General features: G+C 33.3%; 14 protein-coding genes, 1 tRNA gene and 1 pseudogene. 8 read left to right on the top strand and 8 right to left on the bottom strand.

The features are described 5' to 3' along the window. Nucleotides 1–50: 50 nt before the first annotated feature. The 8 genes and pseudogenes from OWK30_RS03050 to OWK30_RS03085 form a co-directional block, all read left to right on the top strand. Nucleotides 51–2450, top strand: a complete 2400-nt coding sequence (locus OWK30_RS03050; protein ID WP_423323478.1) for an ATP-dependent Clp protease ATP-binding subunit — start codon at nucleotides 51–53, stop codon at nucleotides 2448–2450. Continuing rightward, nucleotides 2428–3756, top strand: coding sequence for a 2-dehydropantoate 2-reductase (locus tag OWK30_RS03055; protein ID WP_423323480.1), 1329 nt, complete (start codon nucleotides 2428–2430; stop codon nucleotides 3754–3756). The genes OWK30_RS03050 and OWK30_RS03055 overlap by 23 nt, the downstream gene beginning before the upstream one ends. A 109-nt stretch (nucleotides 3757–3865) precedes the next feature. Further along, complete coding sequence (rpe, locus tag OWK30_RS03060) at nucleotides 3866–4510, top strand: ribulose-phosphate 3-epimerase (protein ID WP_423323740.1); 645 nt, start codon at nucleotides 3866–3868, stop codon at nucleotides 4508–4510. A gap of 15 nt (nucleotides 4511–4525) precedes the next feature. Beyond that, on the top strand, nucleotides 4526–5683 hold the full coding sequence (locus OWK30_RS03065) for a pyridoxal-phosphate-dependent aminotransferase family protein (protein ID WP_423323482.1): 1158 nt from the start codon (nucleotides 4526–4528) through the stop codon (nucleotides 5681–5683). Next, nucleotides 5680–6777, top strand: a complete 1098-nt coding sequence (locus OWK30_RS03070) for an ATP phosphoribosyltransferase regulatory subunit (protein ID WP_423323484.1) — start codon at nucleotides 5680–5682, stop codon at nucleotides 6775–6777. Before OWK30_RS03065 ends, OWK30_RS03070 begins: the two co-directional genes overlap by 4 nt. A 10-nt stretch (nucleotides 6778–6787) precedes the next feature. After that, a complete protein-coding gene (locus OWK30_RS03075; RefSeq protein ID WP_423323486.1) occupies nucleotides 6788–8074 on the top strand; it encodes an adenylosuccinate synthase in 1287 nt (428 codons plus the stop codon). Between the two features lie 162 nt (nucleotides 8075–8236). After that, nucleotides 8237–8312, top strand: a tRNA-Asn gene (locus OWK30_RS03080). A gap of 64 nt (nucleotides 8313–8376) precedes the next feature. Then, nucleotides 8377–8496 (top strand): annotated as a pseudogene (locus OWK30_RS03085) (hypothetical protein); the annotation flags it as partial. Nucleotides 8497–8629: 133 nt separating this feature from the next. Here OWK30_RS03085 and rpsI read toward each other — a convergent pair. Genes rpsI through ffh form a run of 8 tightly spaced genes read right to left on the bottom strand, consistent with a single transcriptional unit; the run spans nucleotide 8630 to nucleotide 13511 of the window. Beyond that, nucleotides 8630–9019 carry a 30S ribosomal protein S9 gene (gene rpsI / locus OWK30_RS03090; RefSeq protein WP_423323488.1) on the bottom strand — a complete coding sequence of 130 codons (390 nt, stop codon included), beginning with the start codon at nucleotides 9017–9019 and terminating at the stop codon, nucleotides 8630–8632. A gap of 10 nt (nucleotides 9020–9029) precedes the next feature. Further along, the gene (gene rplM, locus OWK30_RS03095; protein WP_423323490.1) at nucleotides 9030–9455 is read right to left on the bottom strand and encodes a 50S ribosomal protein L13; all 426 of its coding nucleotides are present in this window, start codon (nucleotides 9453–9455) and stop codon (nucleotides 9030–9032) included. A gap of 14 nt (nucleotides 9456–9469) precedes the next feature. Beyond that, nucleotides 9470–9817 carry a 50S ribosomal protein L19 gene (gene rplS, locus OWK30_RS03100; RefSeq protein WP_423323492.1) on the bottom strand — a complete coding sequence of 116 codons (348 nt, stop codon included), beginning with the start codon at nucleotides 9815–9817 and terminating at the stop codon, nucleotides 9470–9472. Nucleotides 9818–9828: 11 nt separating this feature from the next. After that, nucleotides 9829–11094 (bottom strand): tRNA (guanosine(37)-N1)-methyltransferase TrmD, encoded by a 1266-nt coding sequence (trmD, locus tag OWK30_RS03105; protein WP_423323493.1) that lies wholly within the window; start codon nucleotides 11092–11094, stop codon nucleotides 9829–9831. Further along, complete coding sequence (gene rimM / locus OWK30_RS03110; RefSeq protein ID WP_423323495.1) at nucleotides 11081–11593, bottom strand: ribosome maturation factor RimM; 513 nt, start codon at nucleotides 11591–11593, stop codon at nucleotides 11081–11083. The genes trmD and rimM overlap by 14 nt, the downstream gene beginning before the upstream one ends. A 35-nt stretch (nucleotides 11594–11628) precedes the next feature. Beyond that, nucleotides 11629–11859, bottom strand: coding sequence for a KH domain-containing protein (locus tag OWK30_RS03115; protein WP_149266084.1), 231 nt, complete (start codon nucleotides 11857–11859; stop codon nucleotides 11629–11631). A gap of 15 nt (nucleotides 11860–11874) precedes the next feature. Then, nucleotides 11875–12153, bottom strand: a complete 279-nt coding sequence (rpsP, locus tag OWK30_RS03120) for a 30S ribosomal protein S16 (RefSeq protein WP_423323497.1) — start codon at nucleotides 12151–12153, stop codon at nucleotides 11875–11877. 14 nt (nucleotides 12154–12167) lie between these two features. Then, nucleotides 12168–13511, bottom strand: coding sequence for a signal recognition particle protein (ffh, locus tag OWK30_RS03125; RefSeq protein WP_423323499.1), 1344 nt, complete (start codon nucleotides 13509–13511; stop codon nucleotides 12168–12170). Nucleotides 13512–13967: the final 456 nt, after the last annotated feature.

Consider the following 13967-nt stretch of genomic DNA (forward strand, 5'->3'; position numbering starts at 1 on the left):
TTGGTTAACTTGTGTGGAATTATATATAATTAAAGGAAAAAGAGGAAATTATGTTTGAATATTTTTCAGAAAGAGCAAGGCGGGTGATTTTGTTTTCTAGAGAAGAAGCTGAAAAACTGATGAACTCATTCATTGATACAGAGCATCTCTTGATTGGCCTTTTGAAAGATAAAAATGGGGTTCCTTGCGAGATTTTTAGCAGGAGAGGATTTAATACTACTACCCTGATAAAGGAGATAGAAAATCTTTCTGGTGAAGGTAAGAATTTAATGATAAAAGGTAGTATCCCGTTTAGCCCCCTTGCGAGAAAAGTTTTAGAATATGCAGTAGAAGAAGCAAATTTATTGAATCATAAATATATAAATCCAGAGCATATTTTACTGGGATTAATGAAAGAAAAGAGGGGAAAGGCGTTTTCTATACTAAAAAAACTAGGCTTTGATCTCATTACGCTAAGAGATGAAGTTAGGATTCTTACTAAAAATTATAATAAGCAGTCCTCTGTTGCTACACCCACCATCGATGAATTTGGTAAAGATTTAACAGAAATGGCAATAAAGGGAGTCTTAGATCCAGTAATTGGTAGAGAACTAGAGATTGATAGGTTGATTCAAATATTAGGACGAAGGATTAAAAATAATGCTATTTTGTTAGGATTCCCTGGGGTTGGAAAAACGGCTATTGTGGAAGGGCTTGCTATTAGAATGGCAAAAGGTGAAATCCCTGAAATATTAAAAGGAAAAAGACTTATTTCTCTCGACCTAGGAACAATTGTTGCTGGGACGAAATACAGAGGTCAATTTGAAGAAAGAATGAAAAATATAATCAAAGAAATCGAAAATGCTGGTAATATAATAATTTTTATAGATGAGATTCACACAATTATAGGTGCTGGAGCAGCAGAAGGCTCTATTGATGCTTCAAATATGTTGAAACCTGCGCTTGCTAGGGGGAATTTTCAATGTATAGGTGCCACTACATTTAAAGAATATCGAAAGTACTTTGAGAAAGATGGTGCATTAGAAAGAAGATTTCAAACTATAATTGTGGAGCCACCTTCAACAGAAGAGACTGAAAACATACTCAAAGGGCTAAGAAAATATTATGAAGACTTCCATAAAGTTTTTATCCCAGATGATGTAATAAAAGAGGCCATATATTTGACAGATAGATACATCACGGACAGGTATCAACCCGATAAAAGTATAGATGTTATTGATGAAGCAGCAAGTAAATTAAAACTGAAAAAAAATACGTTACCCAAAGAGCTAATTGAGCTGAAAGAAGAAATAGAACAGTTGAAACAAAAAAGAGCATCTTGCTTTGGCACAAATAATTTTGCTGAAATTGAAAAATATTCTAATAAAATTGATAAAAAATTGAGAGAATATAATGAAAAATATAACGATTGGAAAGAGCGAATCGACGATAATTGGCCTATTTTAACTGTAGATGATATAGCAGAAGTTGTTTCAGGAATCTCCGGTATTCCTGTAAAAAAACTGAGACAAGAAGATTCTGAAAAGGCAGCAATTATAGATAAGATGTTAAAAAAATATGTGGTAGGACAGGATCAAGCAATAGATTTAGTGTCAAAAGCTATAAAGAGAAGCTTTGCAGGTTTGAATAACCCCAGTAGACCTTTGGGTTCATTTATTTTTTTGGGACCTACTGGTGTGGGTAAAACCGAGCTTTCAAAGCGACTTGCTGAGATTATATTTGGCTCTCAGGATGCTCTAATTAGAATAGATATGAGTGAGTATATGGAAAAGTTTAATGTTTCAAGATTGATTGGCGCTCCTCCTGGTTATGTGGGGTATGATGAAGGTGGAAAACTTACTGAAGAGGTTAGAAGAAGACCTTATGCTGTAGTCCTTTTTGATGAGATAGAAAAGGCTCATCCTGATGTGTTGAATATTCTCCTTCAAATAATGGATGAAGGGTTTGTGACTGATGGTCATGGTTATAAAGTGAATTTTAAAAATACAATTATAATAATGACCTCGAATTTAGGTACTAAAAGTTCTATAACTGGCAAAAAACTTGGGTTTGGAAACATTAAAAATAATTATCTGGAATATGAATCTTTTAAAAAGAATGCTTTAAAAGAATTGAAAGAAAGGTTTCCTCCTGAATTCATCAACAGGGTTGACGATGTCATAGTTTTTAAACCTTTGACTAAAGAAGAGATATGTAAGATTATTGATCTCCAGCTTGAAGAAATTAATAAAAGATTATTAAAAATTGGAAAACGTATTGAAATGGATGATAGAGCAAAAGAGATATTGCTTGAAAAAGATTATAACTTTATGTATGGAGCAAGACCCATAAAACGAATATTGCAAAAGCATATTGAAGATGTATTGAGTGATTTACTCCTTGCAGGAAAATTTAAAAGAAGAAAAAACATTAAAGTTCAGGAGAAGGATGGTGAGCTTGTTTTCAAATAGAAAAATTGTGGTTGTGGGGGCAGGTGCCATCGGTTCTTTTTATGGCGGGTTACTTAGAGATGCAGGATATGATGTAACATTAATATGTAGAGGAAGACATTTAGAAGCTATAAAAAAGTCTGGTTTAAGAATAAAAAGTTTTAAGTTAGGAGAAAAGGTTATTGATATCAAGGCGTCAGATAAACTGGATAAAAAGTATGATATTGGTATAATTTCAGTGAAGTCTCAAGATACTGAGACTGCATGCTTGATGTTGCAAAATCACCTAAGTGATGATGGCTTTGTGGTGTCGTTTCAAAATGGTGTGGATAACAAAGATATTATAAAGAGATATTTTTCTGAAGATAAAATACTTCTTGCCACCCTTTTTGTAGGATTACATATTGATCCGCCAGGAGTTGTTAATCATTCTGCTGCAGGAAATATTACTTTTGGTGCGGCCACCATGGGTGGTAAGAAATATATTAGTGTGTTAGAGGAAATTTTTAAAAGAGCTAGGTTTGAGTATAAAGTTGATAATAATATTGAAAAAGTTTTATGGAAAAAACTTCTTTGGAATATTGCTTTCAACCCTTTGTCAGCTTTATTGGAAAGTACATGTGGTAAAATGGTTGCTGATTCAAAGATTAAGGATTTAATGAATATGATGATTTTAGAAGGTGTGAAGGCTGCATCTTTTGATGGTGTAGAGATTGAAAAAGAATATTATGAAAATGTCATTAACATGACTAAAAATCTAGAAAATTATAAAACTAGTATGCTACAAGATATTGAAAAAGGTAAAAATCCAGAAGTAGATGGAATTTTGATGCCGGTTATAAGAAGGCACTTAAAACATGGTGTAGAAGCTCCTTATTGTGATACTATTTACAGAGCATTGAAGTTTAAATATGGAAGTAAATTTATTTATACTCCAAAGCTTACTGTAGATGTAATAGTGGAAAACAGTAAAGGGGCGATTTTGTTAATTGAAAGAAAAAATCCACCTTATGGTTGGGCTCTACCTGGTGGCTTTGTGGATTATGGAGAAAGGGTGGAGGATGCTGCTAAAAGGGAATTGTTTGAAGAAACAAATATAAACGTAAATGATATAAAATTATTAGGTGTTTATTCTGATCCAAAACGAGATCCTCGAGGTCATACAGTAAGTGTGGTGTATTATACTGAATTCGATGGTCATTTCGAAGCTGGAGATGATGCTAAAAGTGCAAATTTTTTCTCTAAGGACAGATTGCCTTCTTTGATAGCATTTGATCATAGGAAAATATTAAATGATTATTTTAGGCTAAAAAATAATTTTGCTTAATAATCATATTTATAGAAAAATCTTGCCTTTTCTTTTATAAAGTTTTACAACTTCTGAGTAATTTTGGAATGTTGGTGTTCATATGATAAGATTTTGTAGCAAGGGGAAAATGATGTTGGTTGCACCATCAATTTTAAGTGCTGATTTTTCAAGACTTGGTGATGAAGTTAGAGCAGTTGAAATGGCAGGGGCTGATTGGATTCATATAGACGTTATGGACGGTCACTTTGTGCCCAATATTACAATAGGTCCTGTTGTAATAAAATCGTTGAGAAAAGTTACAAAACTGCCGTTTGATGTTCATTTGATGATATCAGAACCTGAAAAGTATGTGGAAGAATTTGTTAAAGCTGGTGCAGATATCTTGACAGTTCATATCGAAGCGTCAATTCATTTACATAGACTCATTACACAGATTAAGGATTTAGGTGTAAAAGCAGGTGTTTCTATAAATCCCGCGACACCTTTATCAATGCTCGAAGAAATTTTACCTTTTGTAGATTTGGTACTAATTATGAGTGTAAATCCAGGTTTTGGTGGGCAGCAGTTTATAAAGACTTCATTAGATAAAATAAGACGTTTAAAGAAAATGATACTAAAACTTGAAAATGATATTTTTATTGAAGTTGATGGCGGAGTAAATGGTGATAATGCTGCCAGTTTGAAAGAAGCAGGTTGTGATGTCGTTGTGGCAGGAAGTTATGTTTTTAATTCTAATGATTATAAAGAAAAAATAGTATCGTTAAAGACTTGAGAAGGGGAGATTAGTATGATTAAAAAGTATTTGCTTGCACCTGGTCCTACTATGGTACCTGAATCAGTTTTGCTTGAGATGGCAAAACCTATGATGCATCATAGAACTTCGGAATTTTCTAGTATTTTTGCTAATGTTAGAGAAAAGCTTAAACCTATATTTGGAACCAAAAATGAATGTTTATTGATATCAGGCAGTGGTACAGCCGCTATGGAGGCTGCTGTTGTTAATACATTGTCTCCTGGTGACAAAGTATTGGTTGTCAATGCGGGTAAATTCGGTAAGAGGTGGGCAGAAATTTGTACAAAATTTCAACTTGAAGTTGTGACAATAGATTTAGAATGGGGGCGTTCTGTAAGGGTTGAGCAGGTAGAGTCTGCATTAATTGAACATCCTGATGCAAAAGCTTTGTTTATTCAGGCAAGCGAAACTTCCACTACTGCATATCACCCCGTAGAGAAAATAGGAAATCTTGTAAAATTATTTGACAGTACACTTTTTATAGTGGATGGGATTACCTCTGTTGGAGTTGTGGAAACAAAAATGGATGAGTGGGGGATAGATATCCTCGTTACAGGTTCTCAAAAAGCATTTATGCTACCTCCTGGCTTGTCAATTATTGCCATGAGTGATAAAGCGTGGAAGTTTGTAGAACAATCAAAGTTACCTAAATATTATTTAGATTTAGTAAAAGAAAAAAAAGCACAAGGTAATGATACTACAGCTTATACCCCAGCAGTATCTTTGATAATAGGTTTAAATAAAGTGCTCGATTTAATGCATGACGAGGGGTTGGAAAATGTTTATTTAAGGCATAGTATTTGTGCTAATGCAACACGAAAAGCAGTGAAAGCTTTAGGATTACAGTTGCTAGCTAAAGATATACCATCAAATGCGGCAACAGGTTTTTATTTGCCTGATGGGATTGATGGTGGAAAATTAGTAAAATTTTTAAGGGAGAGTATGGGAGTTACTTTTGCCGGTGGTCAAGATCATCTTAAAGGTAAGATTATGAGAATTTCTCATTTGGGCTATCATGATGTTTTTGATACTATAATAGCAATTTCTGCTCTTGAACTAGGACTTAAAAAGTTCGGATTTGAATTTGAAATGGGAGCTGGCATAAAAGCTGCTGAGGATGTGATTTACGAACATAGGATTAAAGGGCTATGAGCTTAGCTTTAAAACGAGCAAAGAAATTAAATAAAATTATAGAAACTTTATCAAAGATATTCGAAGAAAATGGCTACACGGAAATATTTTTACCTCTTTATGAGTTTTATGATGTATTGAAAGATGTGGCATGGGATTTTAAAGATGAAAATATTATAAGATTTATTGACAGGTTTAGTGGCAAATCTATGGTTCTTCGGCCCGATTTTACACCTCAAGTATGTAGATTTGTTTCTCTATACATGAAAGAGTATCCTTTGCCCATAAGGGTATCATATAAAGGAAGAGTTTTTAGGAATGTTGATTTAAATAAAGGGTTGAAATCAGAAAAGTATCAGATTGGTTGTGAACTTTTTGGTGTAAAAGAGTTTTTAGGTGATACTGAAATTTTGTTTATGGCATATAATTCAATTAAAAATCTAGGAATAGATGAGTTTAAAATTATTATAGGAGACAGCTTTTTAGTTAATGAAATTTTAAAACACTTTAAAAATAATGAAAATATTCTTAAATGTTTAAAGCAAAAAAGTATAAATGGATTAAAAGAGTTAAAGAATAAAAACGTAATTGATGAAGATAATTATGATTTTTTGATTAGTTTGATAAAGTCTTTTGGTGATAGAGAAGTAGTTAAAAATTTGGTTCAAAATAAAGATATACCAGCACCTTTTATAAAGAGACTTGAATATGTAAATGAGCTTCTGGAAAATCTTGTACAGGCAGGCATCCCAGAGGATTGTATAGTTTTTGATGCCAGTGAAATGAGAGGTTTCGATTATTATACAGGTATAAACTTTGATATAATTTCTTCTTTAGGTGATATTCTTTGTGGTGGCGGTAGATATGATAATTTAATGAACAAGTATGGTTTTCCTTTGCAGGCTTGTGGTTTTGCCATAAATGTGGAGGAGTTACTAAGTTATCTCAAGTTTGAAGATGATGATTTGAGTTATGATTATCTTGTTGTGGGAGAAAAAAGATTTTTTGAGGCATTAAAGTTAAAACAAAAAGGGTATAAAGTTATTTGGGTTTTAGAGGAAAATGAGGCAAACAAAATGCCTCAGTATTATAGGTTTAGAAAAATAATTAAGTGAGAGGTATGTTATGCCATGTAGTGTTGTGTTAGGTGCCCAATGGGGCGATGAAGGTAAAGGTAAAGTTGTTGATATTTATACTGCTGAAAGTGATGTAGTTGTAAGATACCAGGGTGGGCATAATGCAGGCCACACAGTGGTTATAAAGGGTGAGCAGTATATTTTACATCTAATACCATCTGGGATCATGCATGAGGATAAGGTTAATATTATTGGTAATGGTGTTGTCGTTGACCCTGAAGCTTTAATTCAAGAGATTGAGGATTTGAAATCAAAAGGGATAAATTTTGAAGGGAGATTTTTTCTAAGTAAAAGATGTCACCTAATTATGCCATATCATAAGCTTTTTGACAAACATTCTGAGAAGAAAAAAGGATCCAAAAAGATTGGAACTACAGGTAGAGGTATTGGGCCAACTTATGCTGATAAAATGGCAAGAGTTGGGATTAGAGTATGCGACTTGTTTGATGATGAGGTTTTGAGGGAGAAAATTTTTGAAAATGTGGAAGAGGTAAATAGAATTGCCGAAAAAATATATGGTCTTGAAAAACTTAATGCAAATGAAATCTTTGATACATACAAAAAATATGGCGAATATTTAAAACCTTATGTAGCTGAGACAAGTTATTTAATTAATAAGCTTTATGATGATGGTAAAAAGATAATGATGGAGGGAGCTCAAGGGACACTACTTGATGTGGACCATGGGACTTATCCTTTTGTAACTTCTAGTAATGCAACAGCTGGTGGAGCTTGCACAGGTACAGGTTTGTCTCCTGTTAAAATTAGTAAAGTTATTGGAGTTATGAAGGCTTATACCACAAGAGTTGGTAGCGGTCCATTCCCTACAGAGCTTGAAGATGATATGGGTGAAAGACTTAGAAGAGTGGGTGGAGAATATGGAGCTACCACTGGAAGACCTAGAAGATGTGGCTGGCTTGATCTCGTAGCAGCGAAGTATTCTGTTATTATAAATGGGATAAGTTATATCGCACTTACAAAATTGGATGTGTTAAGTGGTTTGGAAAAAATAAAAGTGTGTGTAGGTTACAAATACGAAGATAAAATTTATGATACATTTCCACCAGAACTAAAAATATTAGAAGGGTGTGAGCCTGTTTATGAAGAGCTTGATGGATGGTCTGAAGATATAACTAATGTTAGGAATTATGAAGATCTTCCTGTTAATGCTCAGAAGTATTTAGATTTTATCAAAGGTTATCTAGGGATTAAATATTCTCTTGTTTCTTTAGGTACAGATAGAGAACAAACAATACTTATTGATAATGTGTTTTAGATGAAATTAATTTGTTTTGTATAAATAATTTGTTGGATAAAATAATGATAAGAAATATTAGGAAAAAGGTTTCCATAAATAAAATGCAAAAGTGTAGTAATTTTTAGAAAAAAAAGTTGACAAAGAAAAACAATATTGCTATATACACATTCGCTTTGATGCTCCCCGGTAGCTCAATCGGCAGAGCGGGTGGCTGTTAACCACTAGGTTGGCGGTTCGAGTCCGTCCCGGGGAGCCATTTAAATTTCCAAACACATCCAAAGAAATCCTAATATTTTATTATTACCTAGGTAAAGAAAAATACATCAATAGACTGTTGGGTAAAAGAAAGCTCAAAGTTAAAACTTAGCGTGAATGTAAAGAGGACCCTTCGTCAATACGGCTATTCACCTGATATGCAAACTTTTTTAAACACTCTTTGAAAAAATATTCACAAACTAAAGGATAAAATCACAACAAAATCTAATTTAGTAGTTATCAAAGAAGAACTATAAAATAGTTGTTTTAAAAATTGGCTGGCACGTTGTAGTGCCAACCTGTATAATAGAGAAGTAGTTAACGTTTGGAGAACTGAGGACTTTTTCTTGCTTTTGGTTTTCCGTATTTTTTCCTTTCCACCATACGTGGATCTCTTGTAAGAAAACCTTTTTTCTTTAATGCTGGTCTGAATTCTTCATTATAAGCCACTAAAGCTCTTGCAATTCCATGTCTTACTGCTCCAGCTTGCCCTGATTTACCACCACCTTTTACTGTAATATAAAAATCGAACTTTCCTATCGCATTAACTGTCTCAAGTGGTTGTAAAATGATCATTTTAAGTGTGGGGCGTTCAAAATATTCATCTAAAGTCTTTCCGTTTACTGTTATATTACCGTTACCTGGTTTTAAAAATACCCTTGCAACTGATGTTTTTCTTCTTCCTGTTCCGTAGTAGTATTCAGCCATCTATTGCCTCCTAAAGCTCTATCTTTTCAGGTTTTTGGGCTGCATGTGGATGCTCATTAGAAGCGTAAATTTTAAGCTTTTTGATCATCTTTCTTCCAAGCCTATTTTTTGGAAGCATCCTTTTAACAGCAAGCCTTAAAACTTCTTCAGGTTTTTTATCGAGCATTTCTTGCAATGTTCGTTGTTTCAAACCACCAAGATATCTTGAATGTCTGTAATAAATTTTGTCGGTGAGTTTCTTTCCTGTTACATGAATTTTATCTGCATTGATAACTACAACAAAATCTCCAGTATCAATAAAGGGTGTATAAATAGGTTTATTTTTACCCATTAATATTTTTGCTATTTTGGATGCTAATCTCCCAAGGGTTTGTCCTTCAGCATCTACTAGATACCATTTTTTTTCTACATCTGGTTTTGCCCATGTTGTTTTCATTTTTAACCCCTCTATTATCTTCTTTCTTTAATTCTTGCAGCTTTACCTCTTAGGGCCCTTAAGTAGTAAAGTTTTGCCCTTCTAACTCTACCTTTTCTGACCACTTCCAACTTTTCGATTCTTGGAGAATAGTAAGGAAAAGTTCTTTCAACCCCAATATTACCAGTAACTTTCCTTACAGTAAAAGTGGTTGATACTCCGTTTCTGTGAATACGAATTACAACACCTTCAAAAGGCTGAACCCTTTCTCTGTTACCTTCTACAATTCTAAAATATACCCTTACAGTATCGCCAGGTCTAAACTCTGGAAGCTGTCTTTTAGTATATTCCTGCTCAACAGCTTCTATAAGCTTATTTTTCATAATGTATCCTCCTAATTTATATTTAATCTATCCAATATTATTGCAACTGCGCTTCTTACAGATAAATGATTAAAATTCTCAAAACCTTCAATTCTCTCTAATACATAATCACATATGTCAAACATATCATCAGCAAAACCCCATCCTGTACCAAATAACAAGAGGACAGGTTTTTGAAATACAAAACTTTTTAATTTATCAAAACTGATTGCATCTTCCACTTTTCTTGCAGTGGTTGCAACCAGCACTGGCTTTTCACCTTCTATTTTCTCTATTTCATCTATCACTTCAATGAGACTTTCGCTTACACTAGTTACCTCAAAAGCCTCTTTCCTGTTTTCATTATATGTAGCACCAAAACCATCTTTCCAGTGCTTTAAGACCCTCTTAGCTATCTCTCTTTGAGCTTTAAGAGGGTTTACAATGTAATACCTTTTTACTCCAAATGTACGACAGCTCCTTGAAATATCATGCAAATCCATATTTGTTATCGCTGTGGCTACAATATTTCTTTCTTTGTCGTACATTGGATAATGCAACAACCCAACGTACAGCCGGCGCAAACCCTTAACTCTGGACAAAACATTATTATCCAGAGCAGACTTTTTTAACAAATCAACTCTATTTTGTAAAGTTATTTTTATAGATTTTTCAAGTCTCCATTCATAAATCTTTTGATGGTGACCTGATACTAAAACTTCAGGAACTTTTTTCCCTTCAAATTCATAAGGCCTAGTATAGTGAGGGTATTCAAGAAGCCCTGAGGTAAACGACTCTTCAACAGGAGAGTTTTCATCACCTAATACTCCTGGAATTAACCTTGCAATAGCATCAATTATAACCATTGCAGCAAATTCACCACCTGTAAGAATAAAATCGCCTAAAGATATTTCTTCATCTACAACAAGTTCTCTAACTCGCTCATCGACTCCTTCGTACCTTCCACAGATAAATGTAATACTGTCGTGCTTTAACAGTTCTTCAGCCTTTTTTTGGTTGAAGGTTTTTCCTCGAGGATCTAATAGTACAATGTGAGAGTTTTCCTTCTCTTTTAGATATCTCGCTGCTTTTACTATGGGTTCAGGTTTCATTACTAAACCAGCACCACCACCATACTGGTAATCATCTGTCATCTGATGTTTATCTTCTGCAAAATTGCGGAGATTGATAGGATTTATCTTAAATAGAGAGTTTTTAATACCTTTTGACAAGACACCGAGTTCAAAAGGGGATTTAAACATATCTGGAAATATGGTAAGAATATTATAAATCTTCACTTACAAGCCCATCCCTGTTGATAATTAATCTTTTTCTGGTTTTGTCCATCTTTAAAACATGATCTTTGTTATTTGATATCATATAAAATGTTTTTTCACCTTTTATTCTGAAAGCTTCGGCTGTACCTGTTTCTTCATAGTCTACAAGTGTTCCTATAAAATTGCCATCAGTGTCGTAAACTTCCCAGCCTACAATTTCAAACCAGTAATATTCATTTTCGTTTAATTTTGGCAAAAGATGAATAGGATACATTACTTCAAGGCCACTTAAAGTTTTTGCTGTCTCTTTATCATTGATATCTTCAAGCTTTATTAAGTAATATTCATTATGCGTTCTAATTTCTTCTACTCTTAATGACTTGATGATTTCACCTTCTTTTGATAACATTAGTATTTTAAGTGTTTCAAACAATTCTGGATATTCTGTTATGGGTAATACTTTTACTTCACCACTCAAACCGTGTGAGTTTTTTATAATACCAATTTTTATATATTTCATAATGAAAATTAAAGCCCTCTTTTCGAGGGCTTATTTTATTCTAGGATTTCTAAAACTACTCTTTTGCCTCTTTTAATACCAGCTGCACCAAGAATTGTTCTGATTGCTCTTGCAGTTCTACCCTGTCTTCCGATTACTTTGCCGAGATCAGCAGGGTCAACTTTCAATTCGATAACAGTAGTCTTCTCCCCTTCAACTTCTTCAACAACTACTTTGTCTGGATTATCAACGAATGACTTAACGATGAATTCTACTAACTCTTTCACATTACACCTCCACTATTAGCTTTTCTTTGGGAATTTGTATTCATGGAACTTAGCCATAACTCCCGCTTTTGACAATAGACTTCTTGCTGTATCGGTCGGTATTGCTCCTTTTTTTAACCATTCTAACGCTTTATCAGCATCAATTTTAATTTCTGCAGGATTTGTGAGTGGATTGTAATATCCAAGAGATTCAATATATGCACCATCTCTTTTTGCCCTGCTATCAGCCACTACTACTCTGTAAAAAGGCCTCTTTTTCCTTCCCATTCTCAATAATCTTATTTTTGTTGCCACTAATGCACCTCCTTTTATCTAAAAAGATTTTTTAGCATGTTTTTATCAAGTTTATTTTTACCAGCAAATTGTTTTTTAAACTTTTTCATCATTTTATTCATTTGTTGTAATTGTTGAACCAATCTGTTTATTTCTGCAACAGATGTTCCACTTCCTTTTGCTATTCTTCTTTTTCTGCTAGCATTAAGTATTTTATAATTTGTTCTTTCTTGAGGAGTCATAGAATTAATAATGGCTTCAATTCTTTTAAATTGTGAATCATCAACATTGATTTGTCCCATACCTGAAAAGCCTGGCAAGAGTTTTAATATACTTTCAAAAGATCCCATTTTTTTTATCATTTTCATTTGTTGAAGCATATCATTGAAATCAAGCCCTTTTTTTTGGATTTTACCTGCAAGTTTTTCAGCTTCTTCCTCTTCAATGGCATCTTGAGCCATCTCAACTAGGGTAACTATATCACCCATTCCTAGAATTCTAGATGCCATTCTATCAGGATAAAATTGCTCAAATGCATCAAGTTTTTCACCTGTACCAATAAATTTTATTGGTTTACCGGTGACTTCTCTTATTGAAAGGGCTGCACCACCTCTAGCATCACCATCTAATTTTGTGAGAATTACTCCAGTAATACCAAGCAACTCATTGAAGGTCTTGGCAATATTTACAGCATCTTGTCCAGTCATTGCATCTGCTACAAAAAGTATTTCATCAGGTTGGATATTGTTTTTTATATTGATAAGTTCATTCATTAAATTTTCGTCTATATGTAAGCGACCAGCTGTGTCGATTATGACTACGTCTTTAGCTGCAGATTTTGCATATTTTACAGCTTCACTTGCAATTGCAACAGCATCATTTTCTTCTCTATTAGCAAAGACATCAATTTTTAACTGTTTTCCAAGAATTTCAAGCTGATCAATAGCAGCTGGACGATATATATCACAGGCAACTAGCATAACATCTTTTTTATTTTTTTGGAAATAACGAGCTAGTTTACCTGCTGTGGTAGTTTTACCAGAACCTTGTAAACCTACTAGCATGATTTTTGTAGGAGGGATGGGGTTAAGCTTTATTTTTGATTCTGATTCGTCACCACCAAGAATTTCAACAATTTCATCATGAACTATTTTTATAAAAACTTGATCTGGAGTAAGACTCTTTAATACTTCTTCACCAAGAGCTTTTTCCTGTACTGCAGAAACAAATTTTTTTACAACTTTATAATTAACGTCTGCTTCAAGTAGGGCCAATCGAACTTGCTTGACTGCATCTTTTATATTTTCTTCTGTAATTTTTGCCTGCCCTTTAATTTTCTTGAAAATAGTATTCAACTTTTCATTCAATGTAGCGAACATAAAACTCCCATCACCTGCCACTTATTAAATTTTGAACTGTTCTATTTATAGTAGTGTACATTATTTGTCAATTAGAATTTCGCTTAATCTTTCTATTTTTTGGCTGCCACTACAATTTATGTTTATCTTTCAAGAAGATACACTTTATTGTTTATAAAAAAACCATATTCTTCATTCTCGTAAAAATATCAAATAATGCCTTCAAGTATGAATTTGCTAAAACAGGAAACTCCAGAAGATATTCTCATTGACAAAACAAAGATTATTATTATAACTTCGGATAGAAATTGATTGTAGTTGAAATTGTGTAGTAATTTACAGTAAAAAAACTCTTTTGATTTAAAAATTAATAAATATGAATATATTTTATTTAGTTTTCGCATTTCTCAGAAAGCGCTAGCTATTAACAGAGTTTTATTCTGTTCCTATTGACATTTTCGATTTGTAAGTTATAAT

This window comes from Deferribacter abyssi, from assembly GCF_049472655.1.
Classification (GTDB): Bacteria; Chrysiogenota; Deferribacteres; order Deferribacterales; family Deferribacteraceae; genus Deferribacter; species Deferribacter abyssi.

Excerpts from the sequence above, each read along its gene's own strand:
- OWK30_RS03055 (WP_423323480.1), top strand. The coding sequence starts at position 2,428 with ATGGTGAGCTTGTTTTCAAATAGAAAAATTGTGGTTGTGGGGGCAGGT.
- OWK30_RS03075 (WP_423323486.1), top strand. The coding sequence starts at position 6,788 with ATGCCATGTAGTGTTGTGTTAGGTGCCCAATGGGGCGATGAAGGTAAA.
- rpsI (WP_423323488.1), bottom strand. The coding sequence starts at position 9,019 with ATGGCTGAATACTACTACGGAACAGGAAGAAGAAAAACATCAGTTGCA.
- rplM (WP_423323490.1), bottom strand. The coding sequence starts at position 9,455 with ATGAAAACAACATGGGCAAAACCAGATGTAGAAAAAAAATGGTATCTA.
- OWK30_RS03065 (WP_423323482.1), top strand. The coding sequence starts at position 4,526 with ATGATTAAAAAGTATTTGCTTGCACCTGGTCCTACTATGGTACCTGAA.
- rimM (WP_423323495.1), bottom strand. The coding sequence starts at position 11,593 with ATGAAATATATAAAAATTGGTATTATAAAAAACTCACACGGTTTGAGT.
- OWK30_RS03070 (WP_423323484.1), top strand. The coding sequence starts at position 5,680 with ATGAGCTTAGCTTTAAAACGAGCAAAGAAATTAAATAAAATTATAGAA.
- rplS (WP_423323492.1), bottom strand. The coding sequence starts at position 9,817 with ATGAAAAATAAGCTTATAGAAGCTGTTGAGCAGGAATATACTAAAAGA.
- rpe (WP_423323740.1), top strand. The coding sequence starts at position 3,866 with ATGATGTTGGTTGCACCATCAATTTTAAGTGCTGATTTTTCAAGACTT.
- OWK30_RS03050 (WP_423323478.1), top strand. The coding sequence starts at position 51 with ATGTTTGAATATTTTTCAGAAAGAGCAAGGCGGGTGATTTTGTTTTCT.
- ffh (WP_423323499.1), bottom strand. The coding sequence starts at position 13,511 with ATGTTCGCTACATTGAATGAAAAGTTGAATACTATTTTCAAGAAAATT.